This window comes from Nocardia sp. NPDC059236, from assembly GCF_042754085.1.
Lineage (GTDB): Bacteria > Actinomycetota > Actinomycetes > Mycobacteriales > Mycobacteriaceae > Nocardia.
The window spans coordinates 315141-330392 of record NZ_JBHZAF010000006.1; the positions used below are offsets into that span (position 1 = coordinate 315141).

General features: G+C 59.4%; 11 protein-coding genes. 6 read left to right on the forward strand and 5 right to left on the reverse strand.

The window, feature by feature from the left end; translation table 11 throughout:
* Positions 1-10 precede the first annotated feature (10 nt).
* The gene (locus tag ACFXIV_RS18490; protein ID WP_379400834.1) at positions 11-1033 is read left to right on the forward strand and encodes an AAA family ATPase; all 1023 of its coding nucleotides are present in this window, start codon (positions 11-13) and stop codon (positions 1031-1033) included.
* A 946-nt stretch (positions 1034-1979) separates the two neighbouring features.
* Here the strand turns inward: ACFXIV_RS18490 and ACFXIV_RS18495 are convergent.
* The 3 genes from ACFXIV_RS18495 to ACFXIV_RS18505 are packed head-to-tail and all read right to left on the reverse strand — an operon-like array spanning position 1980 to position 3629.
* Positions 1980-2852 (reverse strand): helix-turn-helix domain-containing protein, encoded by an 873-nt coding sequence (locus ACFXIV_RS18495; protein WP_379400835.1) that lies wholly within the window; start codon positions 2850-2852, stop codon positions 1980-1982.
* Positions 2813-3319 carry a DUF6879 family protein gene (locus ACFXIV_RS18500; protein ID WP_379400836.1) on the reverse strand — a complete coding sequence of 169 codons (507 nt, stop codon included), beginning with the start codon at positions 3317-3319 and terminating at the stop codon, positions 2813-2815. The genes ACFXIV_RS18495 and ACFXIV_RS18500 overlap by 40 nt, the downstream gene beginning before the upstream one ends.
* Positions 3297-3629, reverse strand: a complete 333-nt coding sequence (locus tag ACFXIV_RS18505) for a hypothetical protein (protein WP_379400838.1) — start codon at positions 3627-3629, stop codon at positions 3297-3299. The genes ACFXIV_RS18500 and ACFXIV_RS18505 overlap by 23 nt, the downstream gene beginning before the upstream one ends.
* Positions 3630-6328: 2699 nt before the next feature.
* On the opposite strand from ACFXIV_RS18505, the gene ACFXIV_RS18510 reads away from it, so the two are divergent.
* The 4 genes from ACFXIV_RS18510 (at position 6329) to ACFXIV_RS18525 (ending at position 12970) form a co-directional block, all read left to right on the forward strand.
* Positions 6329-6523, forward strand: coding sequence for a hypothetical protein (locus ACFXIV_RS18510; protein ID WP_379400839.1), 195 nt, complete (start codon positions 6329-6331; stop codon positions 6521-6523).
* Positions 6524-6657: 134 nt separating this feature from the next.
* Positions 6658-7587, forward strand: coding sequence for a hypothetical protein (locus tag ACFXIV_RS18515; RefSeq protein ID WP_379400840.1), 930 nt, complete (start codon positions 6658-6660; stop codon positions 7585-7587).
* 311 nt (positions 7588-7898) lie between these two features.
* A complete protein-coding gene (locus tag ACFXIV_RS18520) occupies positions 7899-8162 on the forward strand; it encodes a hypothetical protein (RefSeq protein ID WP_379400841.1) in 264 nt (87 codons plus the stop codon).
* Positions 8162-12970 carry a tape measure protein gene (locus ACFXIV_RS18525; RefSeq protein WP_379400842.1) on the forward strand — a complete coding sequence of 1603 codons (4809 nt, stop codon included), beginning with the start codon at positions 8162-8164 and terminating at the stop codon, positions 12968-12970. Before ACFXIV_RS18520 ends, ACFXIV_RS18525 begins: the two co-directional genes overlap by 1 nt.
* A 575-nt stretch (positions 12971-13545) precedes the next feature.
* On the opposite strand, the gene bcp is transcribed toward ACFXIV_RS18525, so the two are convergent.
* A complete protein-coding gene (bcp, locus tag ACFXIV_RS18530) occupies positions 13546-14046 on the reverse strand; it encodes a thioredoxin-dependent thiol peroxidase (RefSeq protein WP_379400843.1) in 501 nt (166 codons plus the stop codon).
* 140 nt (positions 14047-14186) lie between these two features.
* Here bcp and ACFXIV_RS18535 point away from each other — a divergent pair, with 140 nt between their 5' ends.
* Positions 14187-14411, forward strand: coding sequence for a DUF3618 domain-containing protein (locus ACFXIV_RS18535; RefSeq protein WP_354834192.1), 225 nt, complete (start codon positions 14187-14189; stop codon positions 14409-14411).
* 185 nt (positions 14412-14596) lie between these two features.
* Here the strand turns inward: ACFXIV_RS18535 and ACFXIV_RS18540 are convergent, their stop codons facing one another.
* Entirely contained in the window at positions 14597-14899 is a 303-nt protein-coding gene (locus ACFXIV_RS18540; protein ID WP_364621204.1) for an excalibur calcium-binding domain-containing protein, read from the reverse strand.
* Positions 14900-15252 lie beyond the last annotated feature (353 nt).

Below are 15252 nucleotides of genomic sequence, written 5' to 3' on the forward strand. Positions count from 1 at the left end.
GAGAACGTCTGTGATTGATATTGCCGCCCGATTCCCTCGGACGACCACTCGTGAAGCCTTCGAGCGATCGAAACAGAACGAGCGTTGGGTTTTCCCTGACACGATCTGTTCATCGGTGACCATGATCTACGGCCGATCCAACGTCGGTAAGTCGTACCTGGTCAGTTCGCTTCTGCTGTCGCTGCTGATCGACGATCGTGAGTTTCTGGGTATGCGGCCCACCGATAAAACGAAGCTGTGGAGGCCGGCGATTCTGTGGACCGACCCGGGCTCCGACGAAGAGTACGGGGAACGGATACACAGGGCGATTGCGGATGATGATGATACGGACATTGATGTCCCAGTATTCCATATCGGGCGCACCGCCCGCCCCGAAGAGTGGCAGGCGCTGACCGATCACCTGCTCAGCGAGGGCCACAACTTCGTGGTGGTAGACAACCTGATGGGAGCTACCGGTGACACAAACGATGCCGCGGTGGTGGCAACCGTGTTCGACGGCCTTACCCGCCTCACGAACCGGGGTGTTCCGGTGGTCGTCCTGCACCATGAGTCGGAGAAGGGCTTCGTCACCGCCGGCGGTGCGCCTATGGGCGCTTCTACGGCGGTCCAGAAGTCCCGTGTGTGGATTCAGGTTCGGCAGACCGCCCGGCGGGGGCTACGCGGCGGGAACACTGCCCTGGTGATCCAGTCGAACCTGCTTGAACAACCGCAAGAGATCGTGGCTGAACCGATGCAGGGACCGGACTACCGGGTTGTGCAGCGCGGCCCCTGGGTCGTGAAGGCCGACACCAAGGACTCAGCAGAACCCACGCCTAAGCGAACCGCCGCCACGCTAGACCGGAATGCACAAGCGGCGGCTTATCTAGTTGCCAACTGCCAGGGTGTCGGGCTCAACCAGGCAGCCGGGAAGCTCGCCGAAGCATTCCCGGAGCGTTCTCGGGCGACTTGGAAAGACCAGATGTCGCGCGGATCTGTATCCGCTCTTGTCACTCGAACCGGTGAGGGCGACTCGACCGTGTGGGAAGCCGCGTAGGCCCTCACCACCCCGGGGTGTGTTTCCCCAGGTGGTGACTGGTGGTGGTGGTGGTGTCCCCCTATATGTGTGTGGTTCGTTCCTCACCACCCACCACCCCCACCTTGATTATTAATCTCTTTTCCAATGACTGGGTGATAATGATCAGGGAAGCGGCTCCCTTCTTGGGAGTCCGCCGCTTCCTTCATGGATGATGAAGGGCCGATCACGGCCCATGATGGATGAGTAAGCGGGCTGAGGCCCGCCTAAGAAGGTCGAAGCCATTCAGAGCGTAGACCTTCGTATCTTCGACTTCGGTCTACTGATCATGTTTAACCATAGACATAAGTATCATCATTCCCGGTCAGTTTGTTCTGCCCGGTCATGATCATCATTCATTGTTATCCAAGGCACACCGACGAGTGTGCCGTAATGATTAGACATGATGATCATCATCATTCCAGAGCCGTTTGCTTCGGCTCTTTCATGATAAGCCTTATCATCAACCGGTCTGAGGACCGAATGAGCGTTCGGTCGTTCGCTCCGCTCTCTCCCTCACTTACATGAGTGATTACGTTAGGACCGTCTAGGGCATGTCCCAGGTATGCCCAGGCGGCCTTCGTCCGTCTCAACGCGTTCACCGGAGGTGCACGCTCCGAGCGGGCTACCGCACCGCTCAGGTTCGATCCAGGGCAGGCTACGCGGGTAGACTGCCAAGGTGGATAAGACCATGGTTCAGGAATTAGTAGAGGTGCGATCCGAAATAGATCGCATGACTGGAATCCAATCGTGTATGTCCGGGTTCCAGAAGACCCAAGCGGATCATTGAAGAGATCCAGTCTCGGTTATCGAATCGGTGAACCCAGGGGATATACCCCTCCCCTGGCCCTCCGGCCCAGACTCAGGCTATTCGGGCCACAGTCACGCTCACACCCCGGGGGGGTGGGGGTAGGGAAGGGGCCGGAGGTTATCCAGCCCTTGATTCGAGTGCTAGGCGTATCAATCGCCGGGCTTCGTCTCCGGTCACTGCCTGGTGAGCGAGCGTATCGAACGCTCGCAGGTACAGCGCGAGCTCTCGCGGTTGGGTGATCGTCAGCTTCGCGGTAGAGCCTTCTTCCGCGGCTAACCGGTTGTCGTAGACCACGAAGTTGTTGAACAACACCCGTGCTTCAGCGGTCATCGGGATGATTCCGAACGTCACTCGGGGGAGGCGGCCGGCCGTCAGAAGCCGGTCCAGCTGACCGATCATCACTTGGTCATCGCCGACCGTGGTGTACAGCGCTTGCTCTCCGATCAAGAAGTGGAATCGCTTATCCCGCTTGTACAGCACTTGCTGCCGCATCATCCGAGCGGCTACCGCCTGATCAATGTCGCCGGGTAGTTGGTAGAACTCACCGACCCACCGAAGCATCGCTTCGGCGTACTCGGGAGTCTGAAGCAACCCGGTCACAATCACCGGTTGATAGTTCCGGATAACCCGGGCTTCAGCCTCGATTCGCTGGAGCCGTTGTTGCCCGGTCTTCAGGCTGGAGCCGAGTAGACGCTTCCACTCGACGTACGCGGAATCGACCGCGTGCAGCGTGGCTAGAAGGTCTTCCAGCTGATCTTCGGCACCGGAGTGTTTGCAGTACGCACGGATCACCGAGTCCGACGCGTGCAGCTTCCCGAACTCGTACTTGGACACCTTCGATTCGTGCCAGCCTTCGAGGCGGGCAAGCTCCCGACCGGATAGCCCAGCGCGTCTACGCACTTCCCTGAGCCTCTGACCGAGAGCCTGCCTTGCTTCCTCAACAGAATTGGTCACTGAACGTACTCGGCATACGGTGTCGCCAACGGCCACAGCCGCTCTCGCACCTCACGGCAGTACGCAACGATCCGTGGATCGGTGGTGACCGCAACACCACCGACCGCACGGCCTTCTTGGTCGGCCAGAGTGAACCCGACTCGTTCGTCATCGAACAACCAGAAGTCATCCGGCGGGACTACCCCGGCGGTGTGCCTGTTCAAGTACCGGATCAGTTCTCCGGCTTCGGTGTTGAGCTCGGCGAGCGTCAACAGCCATCGGTGGTAGTCGGTATGCGGTTCGGTCACCACGCGTACACGCCGCACGGTCACACCACGCCCTGTCAATTCACTGACAAGTTGTGACCAGTCCCGGAACCATTCCCGCAGGTCGAACGGTTCATCGTTCAAGAATCGTTGCAGCGGTTCGGATTCACCCGGGACCCCGTAAAAGTCACGGACCTCCAGCCGGAACGCTTCGTGTTGGCACTCCCGCAGTAGGTCACGAGTCTGCCGGAACTCCACCGAAATACGTCCTCTCTGATCGGGTCACCTCGATGCAGGTCTCGTAATCTTCCATGGTCATCTGGTCCAGAGTGTCCGGGTCGGTGATCGGCCGGCCGGAGACTCGGAACGTCCCGCGGCCTGTGTCGTTGAGCGTGGCACCGATGAAGTTCCGGGGCTCCGCGAAACCGGTCAGCAGGTGCGGAATCTCGACCGTGTCAGCCTGATCGGTCTTCCAGCCCACCACTACGTACGTTCCTTCGTCCGTCGCGTACAACGACGGGCAATCGTCCTTGCCGGACCCACCTTTGCCGAGTAGATGCAACCGCATGCTGTGTCCTTTGTCGATCGGTATGCCAGTTCTTGCAGAACACATCCATGGTGGCTGACATGGCCCGATGCCCGCAGCGGGACCGCCGGATTTTGGCAAGTATTGGCACACTCGTAGCCGGACCGCGGGTGCGGTTCGTAGCGTCGATCCAGGCGTCCAGAACCGGTGCGAGAGGCCCGGTTCTGGGTGCCGTACCAACCCGGCGAGTCGAGGGGGAACCCGTGACGGATGACGTGCCTGAATCACTCCGGGAGGCAATCGAGGTGGCCCGTGCCTCGGCTCAGCCGGACCGGGCTGTGATCTACATATTCCGGCCGTTGCTGACCACGAAAGCGGATCTGGACTGGGCGGAGTTCTACGCCCGGCAGAGAGCGCAACAACTCGGTCTCCGGGTGTCTTCGGTTCTGGTAGTGGACAACTCGGACTCGGACCGTATCGGGATGCTGTACCGGCTTCTCCGCCGGATCGACTCAGCGGTGGTCATCACTCCCACGCTGGCACACGTCGGTGGGAACCCGCGGCGGGTAACAGCTTTCGCTGACCTTCAGACCGTGGAACCTGCTAGGTGCTATCACTGGCGCACCCGAGTCCCTCGCTGCGAGTTGGACGAAGCGCTGGAACCCACCGGGAACACAGACCACTCCGAAGCTCGGGTAGCGCGGAGAGGGGGTGGTCGATAGACGCTGACAGCACTTCGCGGAAGATCCGGCTATAGGCAACCGTGCCGTGTCTTCAAACCCCCGGGGAACCCCCGACCGTAGGAGAGGGTCGGGGGTTCTTCGTGTCTGCAACTTCAGGCTTGTTCGGGTCCCCGTTCATGGCCACGAGATATGCAGCGAAGCGAGACAGCTCAAAGTCCTCCGCTGGTCGACCGCCGGAGGACTTTTTGGGGGATCCCCCAAAATGGCTGGTCAGGTCGATATTCTGGTTCTGGGCTGACTGCATCGCGCGTTCTTGCTCAAGGGGGGAGCGAATCGCTCACCCCTTCTGACCTGGGGAAACGTGCCTGTCCGACTATCATTAGTAATGATAGTCGCGTAAACCTTCGACACTATCGAATGTTCCCAGGTCACGGGAAACACTGCGATTCACCGTGTTTTGCTGACCAGGCAAAACATGCTGGTGGATAGAAACCGCTGGTCATCCTGAGGTCATCAGTAATGAGCCCTCCGGACCTGATATGAGCCTGGCTCACAGCACCCGGGACGTTCGAGCGCATGATCAACCGGTACAGGCCGGCCTCGTTGATGAGAGTGGGTGCCCGACCTCCGGAAAACCCCAGTTCACGAGAAACATCGCGAATCGCGATGTTCGTCTGACCTGGTTGTTGGCTGCAGACCATACATCGGTAGTGCCGATGCATGCCCTATGTTCAACATAGCCCGGTGACGTATGCCATTTGCTGATCCTGTCAGTGATGGGGTACGTCCGGCGTACCCCACTGTCGAGGCCCGTATCGGGCTCTATTCGCGATTCTGAGCCACTTTTTACCCTCGGGGCACACTCGGGTATCCCCTCCCCATGTTGAGTGCTTGAGAGGCGAATATCGCCGTAGAGGGGGGATGCGGGGTATTGGCCCCACCCTACCTACTGGTCAGATTTGACCAGTAGCGACCGGGCTTCTTGCATGACTTACGACACAATCCTGTCTTTGTGGACAGAATCAGGGGGGTCGTGACACCCATATACTAATGAGGGAGGAACGACCGAAGTCCTTCGTGGACCCGTGAAAGATCCGGGTCGTAGAAAATAATCCAATGACTTGCCTCACAATCCAGCTAGGCGTAACGGAATCGTGGGGGTTGTAACACGTACATACATATGAGGGAGCGACCGAAGTTTTTCGGTGAGATCACCGAAAACCCTGGTTGTAGAAAATAATCCAGAGATTTAGGTCACAATCTAGGGATCTTGGACAAAATCCGGGGGGTTGTGACAGGCATATACATATAGAGGGGTAAGTACACGAACTCCTCGAGACCCCTGGTCACTGAAATGCTTTCTGTGAATTCCATCACTTAATCGGTGCGGTGTAACAAAAAGTATGTGTTACACCCTCGGTAAACCTGCACTTCAGACCACACGTTACATGTAACTTCGCAGGTAGAACCCCGTGACACCTATATACATATGAGGGGGTTCAGGTAGAGACGTACCGAGCGATCGAAGATCGTCCGGCGGAGCCAACTCCGTTGGCGTTCGACCGCTACCCGATCGGCTCCCATCTCCCTCATAACCACCGGTCTGGTCCACTGGTGGCTCAGCGCTCGTTGCCAATCATGAGCGCTTCAGCTTCCGGGCATCCCTAGTCGTGCCCGGGTCTCGCCTAGGCGGCCACGTACCACGTGAGCTGCCTTTTTATTTGGCCACCGTTGCTAACGGTATCTACGAAAGAAGATGCCCTATGGGTATGTGCACCAATGGCCACCCGATCAGGGGGCCTCAGGATAGATATAGATCCGGCCATTGCCGGGCTTGCCAGAAGTCCGCTAATCGGCGGTATCAGTCTTCGTGCCGAGAAGCACGCAAGCTTACAAAAGAACTAGGGCTCATGTAGCTCTCCCGACGACAGGGGCTGACATACGTCAGCGAAGTCGGTTAATAACTCTCCGCCTCAACGCGGGGTAGGTCAAACGCCAACAGAGTTGGCTCACTTAACGGCCTTCGGGCTGGAATCTATGACAAACAAGGATCAACGAATGGATTACTTCGAGCTATCGAAGAAATACAAGAACCCGACTCCAGCTCAGCAACGAGAGCTTTTCGAGTACTGGTGGGATTCGAAGCAACCGTACCGGGATGCCACGGTAGCCAACGGTGGACCGGTCCGAGACAAAGAGCAGGCGTTCTATCTGTTCACCCGACGATTCAAGAAGGTTCGCACCGATGACTGAATACGAATACTCGCTGACAACAGTCAGCTCCGCCGAAGCTATCGCATCGGCACACTACTTCACTACCGGTCTCCTGACTGAAGAGACCGTTGCTTTGCTCGATCGACTGTCGGGCTACTAAGGAGAAATACTAAATGAACAACACCCCTGGTAGCGGACGTAAGATCACCTACCGATACAACAAGCTGTCCCGAAACGCGCTTGTCTCTGAAGCGCTCGAATCGTTTCCCGGAATCACGCGGGTAATATCTGTCCGCAATCAAGCGGAAGCGATGATCAATAATATCAAGAACGATCGAACCCAGGTCGGGGAAGACTCGGCAGACCGGTTCTTCGCGGCCGGACAGATCGATAAGGATTGGCTCGAATCACTTACCCGGCAAGCACTCATCGAAGCTGGTACCGAATACAAGATTCAGCAGCTAGGCGTTCTGATCGACAGCGCGGACACCGAACTCGAAGAAGAGATTATTGACTCCGTAGACGATATCCTCTCGTTCCTGAATGCGAAGCTGAGCGAGGTACTCGCACCGCTATCCGATGCAGCTACTCGACTCGAAGGCATCGATTCGCCAACCGAAGCGATCCAGAACGGCGTGGCGGATGCGTGGAGCGTATTCGTAGATGCAGCGGAGAAGTATGAACAGCTTCTAGAGGCTCAGGACATCGTCCGTAGCGTGGACCCGGAGATGTTCGTCTCGACTCAGTCCCGTAATACCGATGATCCCCGGGCGAATACGTCCCGGATCAAGAATATCGATGACATCTGGCCTACGTGGTCGGCACAGCCACCGTTTAATTCGCTCATTGAGGAATTCGTGCCATATCCCGCGCCGTGGCCGACCGGGGGTGCCGAATTCCTGCTGTGGGCTGTACGGGACGCGGGGGTAGATCTTTGGGTCCCGACAGCTTCGGAGCTAGCCGCACAGGCTCAGGACCGGAGCAATTGGATCAATGCCGAAGTTTCTCGACTGGCCCGACTAGGCGACGATGCGGTCCGTGCCGAGATCGTATCCGGCGCGGTGCATCCTGCTGTGCAATCTCGAATCGATGGCTGGCTCTGACCATGCGGTACCCGGTGGTTGTGAATGTTTACCGAATACGCCTGACCGCAGATGAAGCGATTACGATACCGGGCCGAATTCCGGCCCGTTTCTTGTATCCGGACGTGAACCCAATCAAGCTAAAGAAGACTAAAGCGATAACACTATGACTGATCAAGAGCTAACCGCGCGACAACTAGGCCAGCGCGAACTAATCCGCCGGGGATGGCTGACCCGAGACGACACCGATACTCAGGACGATACCGAGACTCGTTCGGGTATCGCTGCGGGCTTGGCGGAGGCCCGTCGCCGCTTCCGCAAGTAGGTGGCGGATGACTCAGAAGCAACTAACCCAGAATCTTTGGCTGAACTTGATGGACGCCAACGGGGACATAGAAAAAATCTTCAGCCTGATCAACCGTGAATCCGATCCGGTTGTGATCACCGCCGCGTTGGTTTACTTCGCGGCATTCACGTGGCCGGCCGTCATGAAGCAAATGGATCAAGAGGCCGTCTCTGTGCAAGCGATGGTGGCTGCATTGGAGGGAGCCGTGATTACCGGCGCTTCCGAGTACCTGCGGAAGGACGTGAAGTAATGTCAGTGGAGCTTGGCCACGCTTACGTCTCTCTATCGATCGAATCCAGCAAGATCCCTGGACAGGTAGAGAAGTCACTCAAAGGTATCGAGCCGATCGCAGAGCGGTCCGGCCACGGTATCGGATCTCGTCTCGCCGCGGGTATCGGAACCACGGTCAAGACTGCTGCTGCTGGTGTTGGACTCGCCGCGGGTGCGGCTCTCGGAACCGCTTTGTCTGCGGGTTTCCAGCGTCTTACCGCTATCGATGATGCCAAGGCCAAGCTAGAAGGTCTCGGTAATAGCTCTGAAGCCGTCGCCGGAATCATGGATTCCGCGCTAGCGGCGGTGAAGGGTACTGCCTACGGGCTAGGTGATGCCGCTACTATCGCGGCTTCGGCTGTAGCAGCGGGTATCAAGCCGGGTGAAGAACTAACAAAGTATCTGAAGCTGACGGCTAACACCGCCGCGTTGTCAGGTGCGTCCCTCGAAGAAATGGGACACATCATCAACAAGGTTCAGACTGCGGGTAAAGCTTACACCGATGACCTGAACATGCTCGGTGATCGTGGTATCCCGATCTTCCAGAAGCTCGCGGAACACTACGGTGTCTCTGCTGCAGCCCTCTCGAAGATGGTTTCGGATGGCAAGGTCGACGCTAAGACCTTCCAGGAAGTTCTAACCCAAACTGTCGGTACCGCCTCTGACAACATGGGTAAGACCCTCACAGGTGCCAGGGCAAACCTCCGGGCCGCTATGGGCCGGCTAGGCGCTGGCGCTATGGAGCCGTTCCTGGACCTGATGAAGACGGGTCTAGCGCACATGACCAGCTGGGCTGATAAAGCTACCCCGGTCGTTAAGCGGCTGGCTGTCGGTGTCCGTGAGGGCCTGGGCGATATGGGCAATGCGTTCCGTACGCATGGCCAGTCCGTCACTGGTGCAGCGTCGAACTACGAGAAGTTCGGCATCAAAGCCCGACAAGCCTTCGATGGCATACAAGGCGTTTGGTCCCTGATCAAGGACGGCAAGTTCAAGGGCTCCGCGATGACTTTCGGTCTCTCGGAGGACTCCGGCGCTGTCCGTGGATTGCTGAAGATCCGTGAAGGTGTCATCCGTGTCTGGGATGCCCTGAAGACGTTCGATACCTCGAAGATCAAGTCTTTGTTCTCGGACATGCGGACCGAAGGCGACAAGGCCGGAGCGGGACTCAAGAAGATCTCTGACCAGGCCGGCGGCTTCGACGGAGCCGTGTCCAAGCTTGGCAAGGCTCTAGGTAGCGTCACCACCTCGCTGGTTTCTCTGGCGGGTGACACGGGAACCGTTGCAGCGCAAGCGCTCAGGCTCATGGGCAACGGTATGAAGTACCTCGCGGATCACGCGGGTGTGGCTGCTACAGCCATGATCGGTTTTGTTGCCCTGCGCGGTCTCTCTGAGCTCGCTACTACGTGGGGCAATATCGGCCGCGGTATTACCGGCATCTTCACGCCTGCAACGCTTTTGGCTACGCGGGCTCAGACTGCCGCTCTGGCTGAACACACTGCGGTGCAGCGGGCTTATCTCGCTGCGATCGGTGGTGAGGTTCCCGCGGCGGCTCAAACTATCCGGCAACGTATCGCGGGTGCTGCGGCTTCGGTTTCGGCGACTATCGCCACCAGGGCGCAGACGTCGGCGCTTATGGGTCTGGCGAACGCTCAACGAGCCGCGGCGGCTACCTCTGGGTTGCTGGTCGCTGGTATGCGGAATGTCGCGGCCGGCGCTCTCACGGTCACTGCTCGTGCACAAGCTACGGCTGTAACCGCCTTCGGCGGTCTGCAACGTGCCGGTTCCGGTCTCATGAGCATGATGGGCGGTCCATGGGGTATCGCCATGGCGGGTGCTGCTGTCGGGTTGATGTCGTACCAGTCGGTGACCGAGCGTGCCAAGCGCGTTCAGGATGAGCTGAAGACTGCGGTACTTCAAGGGGCCAAGGCGCAATCGGACTTCCGTGCGGCGCTGGACGCTTCGAACGGCGCTCTGAGTACCCAGGCTAAGCAAGCGGCTCAAGCCCTCACGGATGCGAATCTGAAGCCGATTACCGGTGCCAACGCTGAAGCGCTTGGTCCGTGGGATCAGATGCTGGACAAGGCTAGTAGCTGGAACGAGAAGATCCGTGGCTTCATGCACTTCGGGCAGGGAACCTCTGACCCGATCTCCAGCGCGTTCCTCAAAGACTTCTCCAGCCGTAAGACTGCGATCGAACAGCAAGAAGCGCTGAACAAGGTCCTTGGCGATACCAAGCTAGAGATGTCCGACCTTGGGTCGGTCATCGCTTCGGGTGGTCCTAAGTATGAAGCCCTCGTGGCTGGTCTCGAAAAGACCGGCGACTCTGGCCGTACTGCTCTGGACGCTATCAAGAAGACCCGGGACGAGATTCAGAAGGCCACCAACGAGGCGAAGAACTCGACTCCGGGATTCGGCACGCTGTCTTCGGCCATCAAGGTGTTGGCGGATGAATCGTCTACTGCGGACGATCGTCTGAACGCTATGAAGGACACCCTGGACGTGATCGCCGGTAGGCCAGTGCAGCTTGACAAGGCTATGCAGGACTACAACCGGACGCTCCGTGAGACGACGGAGGCGACTAAGGAAACCTGGGACCAAACCAAGGGCTTCGGCGAAGGTCTTCTTGAGAACGGCAAGCTGTCCACGAAGACCGAGAACGGTGATCGGCTCCAAACCCAGTTGGACACTCTTCGCGACAAGGTTCTGAAGGTCGCGAATGCAGGTGGAGATCTGGGACCGGTATTCGCGGATCTCGCTACCAAGTACGAAGAACTCGGAACGGCTACCGGTCTCGGTGCCGATGGCATCAAGAAGATTGCGGATGCTCAGGGACTCGTTCAACGAGATATTGAGATCACAGCGAACCTGAAGGGCGCTGACGAGACGACACAACGTCTCGCGGTCATCCAGGATCTTCTCAAAGCGAATTCAGGCGTTACTGAGATCCCGCTGGAGTGGACGAAGTCCGAAGAGGTCAAGAAGGCGCTGGATGAGGCTGGCGTAAAACTCGACGAGATCAACGCCAAGCCGGGTGAGGTGAAGCTCACGGCACCGAAGCTTGATGAAGTCCTCACCAAGCTTCAGAACCTTGTTTCTCTGAAGATCCCGGATAAAACCGTCACCATCACGTACGCCGAAGCTACGGCTTCCGGCGAGTGGCGTGCACCTATGGTGTTTCCTCCGGCGCACCGCGCTACCGGTGGATCTATCAACGGTGCGGGCACCGGTACCTCTGACTCGATTCCAGCGCTTCTCTCGCATGGTGAGCATGTGTGGACCGCGCGTGAGGTTGACGCGGTCGGTGGGCAAGGCGCGATGTACAACCTCCGCGCCCGTGCGTTGTCCGGCGGGCTCAGGTTCGCTGAGGGTGGCGCTGCCATGCCGGCCGGTATCTCGGATGCGGTCAAGGCTGCCCAAGAAGCCGAAGGCCACAAGTATTTCTGGTCCGGTGTTGGTCTCAACAACTTCGACTGTTCCGGGTTCATCGGCTTCCTTCAGCAGGTTGCGATGGGTCTCGGCAAGGTCGCAAAGCGTATCTACACCACGACGTCGCTGATCGGTGGTGCCACAGCAGGTTTGGTGTCCGGTCTCGGACCGTCCGGGACTTGGTTCCAGGTCGGTGTGTCCGAAGAACACATGGCCGGCACGATTGCGGGCCTCAACGTGGAGTCCGGCGGGCAGTACGGCACTTCGGGCATCGGCGCAGGCCGCGCGGGTGCGGGTGATTCACAGTTCCCGTACAAGTTCCATCTTCCGAACTCGTTGGTTGCGGGTATCGGCTCGTTGACGACTGGTGGGACGATCTCGACATGGACCGACGCCAATGAGCGTGAGCTGGAACGGCTCACGATCGCTGTCGACGAGGCAAAGAAGCGTCGGGATGAGACGTACGCCAAGTCGGATGCCTCCGCCTCCGACAAGCGCAAAGCGGATCTAGACGTCGCTGATGCTCAAGACGCCGTGGTCAAGAAGCAAGAAGAGAAAGACAAAGCCGGGCAGTCCCTGGGCGGGTCTCGGGTCGCTCCCCAAGCCCCCGCGTTGTCCAAGAAGTACTCCGACAACGAGAAGTCGTATGCGTCGCTTCTGCAAGCGGTGGAGCAAGCGAACAAGTCCCGCAACGAGGTGTACGACAACCCGGCATCTACCGACGCTGACAAGCAGGTCTCGGATATCGCGCTTCAGGAAGCGATTTCGAAGCTGGAGAACAACGACTCTTCGAAGTCGTCGGCGAAGACGGTCAAGGACATCTTCACCACGTGGGCATCCAGCACCGCGGGTGCTGCATTCGATGCGTTCAAGACTCAGCTTCCGGACAAGATCTCGGGCTCTCGCTGGTGGGACGTTGCCGATCAGGCTGTAGCGCTTGTGAACTCGGATGACACCGAAGCCGGTACGTCGGTCTCTCAAGCGTTGCAGAACATCGGCACGTTCGGTGCCAACGCGTTCGCGGGACAGCTCGGGTACAACTCGAAGCGAGAGGTCCCGGACTGGGTGAAGAACCTGAAGTCCGCCGCTGTGTACGACACGGGCGGCTGGCTGCCTCCGGGCGGTTTGGCCGTGAACATGTCGAGTACGCCTGAACCGATCTTCAACTCTCCGAAGCAACTTCGGGACTTCGCAGGTTCCAGCCTTCAGCCGGCGCAGGGCGGAGGAGTGACGTTGGAAGATGTTCAGATGCTGGTCAAGACTCAGCCGCACCTCACGTTCAACGTCACGGATGTTCCTGCAGCGCTGCAGGCGTACCGAGTTGAACAGAAGCGGCAGGCCAAGGTGTACAAGCGCCGGTAGGTCGTCACCCGTGTGTTACAGTCCCCGAAGACAAGTCAGCCCCCGGAAGTGCTACCAACACCGCCGGGGGCCTGGGCGAGGATCTGGGAACAGCAGACCGACGCCGTAGGCGCAGCCTACCGCATTCGGCTATTCAGCCATCTTCCCCGCTTGCTGCGCTGCGACCGTCGTAACTCCACGGTTGGGCCGCTTCACTAGCGGTGCCGTCGCCCGTCAGAGGGGCCACTGCACCTTTTCCGATGACACAGAGCCGCATGTAAAGGCGGACTCGGAGTGCCCTGGCGTTGTTGCCGGGTGGATCGTTGGACGGCAACCGGGTTACCCGTGCTCTGTGTCCAACGTCCGGGCTCTGTGCAGTAACCCAGTCCCGGCCTGCCGAGTAATCCCCGGCGGGCGTGCAAACCAAACGACCGAAGCGACCGACCGACCGGCGTGAGGGGTGCTCCTGTGCCTTGCGGTACGGGGTACGCCCGGCACTTCTCTCCGCTCACTCTCTCCCAGCGTGGAGGTTGTAAAGCATGACGCACATCACTTTTGATGTGCGCTTTGCCTGGCTCCATGCTTCTGAACAGGGATTACTTGCTGGATGACTGGGACGCTTGAGCAACCTCGATGTACCGCTTGATCTTGGTTGTTGTGTGTGCAGCCTTCACGTTGTACTGCGCGACCTCGATCTTCCCGTTCTCGTCGACCAGGAAGGTGGACCGGATAACGCCGGTGACCTTCTTGCCGTACATCATCTTCTCGCCGAACGCGCCGTAGGCGGACAGCACCTCCTTGTCCGGGTCGGACAGCAGCGGGAAGGTGAGCTGCTCGGTGTCGCGGAACTTGGCGAGCTTGGCCGGCTTGTCGGGGGAGATGCCGACGACCTCGAGGCCGGCGCCTTCGAGATCGGCCAGGTTGTCGCGGAAATCGCAGGCCTGCTTGGTGCAGCCGGGCGTGCTGGCGGCCGGGTAGAAGTAGACGATCACCTTGCGCCCGCGGTAGTCCGACAGCGAGACGTCCTTGCCGTCGGCGTCGGGCAGGGTGAAGGCGGGCGCGGTGTCGCCGGGACTGAGTCGGTGATTCTCGGTCATGCCGCCACGCTAGTCGACGGGCTCGAGCCGGTGTTGGCGATACACTCCTGAACAGGTCGGCTCGCATGCGCCTGTGTCGCGCGAACGGCCCCGAGACGACAATGCCGCCTTCCAGCGCGGTTTCCAGACAGGAGTGTGACGTGGCGAGAGATACCGAGGCGATCGAGCGGGAGATCGAGGCAGCACGCAACCGGCTCGCGAGCACCCTCGATGAACTCGCGGTCCGCGCCGATCCCCAGCGGCTGGCCGACAATGCCAAGCGGTCGGTCCTGGCGAAGCTGAACGAGCCCAAGATCAAATACAGCCTCATCGGCGCCGGCGCCCTGGTCGCGACCCTCGTCGTGGTCAAGATCTTCCGCCGCTGAGCAGCGCCGGCTCTCGGACACTCAGGGGTCACCCCTGAATCCCGAACCCGAATATGGCCCGGTCCAACAGGACCGGGCCATATTCGTATCGCTGGGTCCCCAATGCCATGCGGCCCGGTCCGAAAGGACCGGGCCGCATTGGCTTTTGGGGTTTCAGGGGCGTGTCCCTGAGAGCCCGAGAGTTGTCAGACGGTGGGGCAAGCCATTCCGGTGCCGTCCGGGTCCAGGTGCGGGCTGTAGCCGGGCTGGCCGCGGAACAGCGGCGCCACGCCGGCCGCGCGGGCCTGGTCGCAGTTCTCGTAGACGGGTCCGCCGGCCGAACCGGTCTGGGACAGGCCCGCCGAGCCGGTGGCAGCGGAGCCGGTGTCGATGGCGGAGGAACCGGTGCCGGAGGAACCGGTGGGGACGTCGGCGAGGGCGACGGTCTGGGCTGCGATGGTCGTCAGTCCTGCGACGCTGGCGGTGACGAGAAGCCGGCGAACGTTCATGTATTCCTCAATGTCGGCGCAATAGGGGTGGCAACTGGCCCGGTTCGGCGCGGATGTGCCACCGCCGCCGCAAGCGCTTGCGGCGCGGTGACCGGTCCGGGCTCGGCGTCGAGTTTTCTGGCGCAACGTTGCATTGTCAACCGGATGGGCTATTCATCCAGGTGAATTAGGGGATTTGCCCCGAATGCCGGAACCTCTTCTGCCGGTGGGTGTCTCATTCGCCCCGGTCGGAAATGCGCTCGCGCATTGACGATTTCCGCCAGAACTACGCAAATTGGACGGTCAGTACTGTACGGCAGAACGATGCTCGATGGCCGCGCGGATTCGCCGTGAAGTTCCTGAGTATCTTCTTG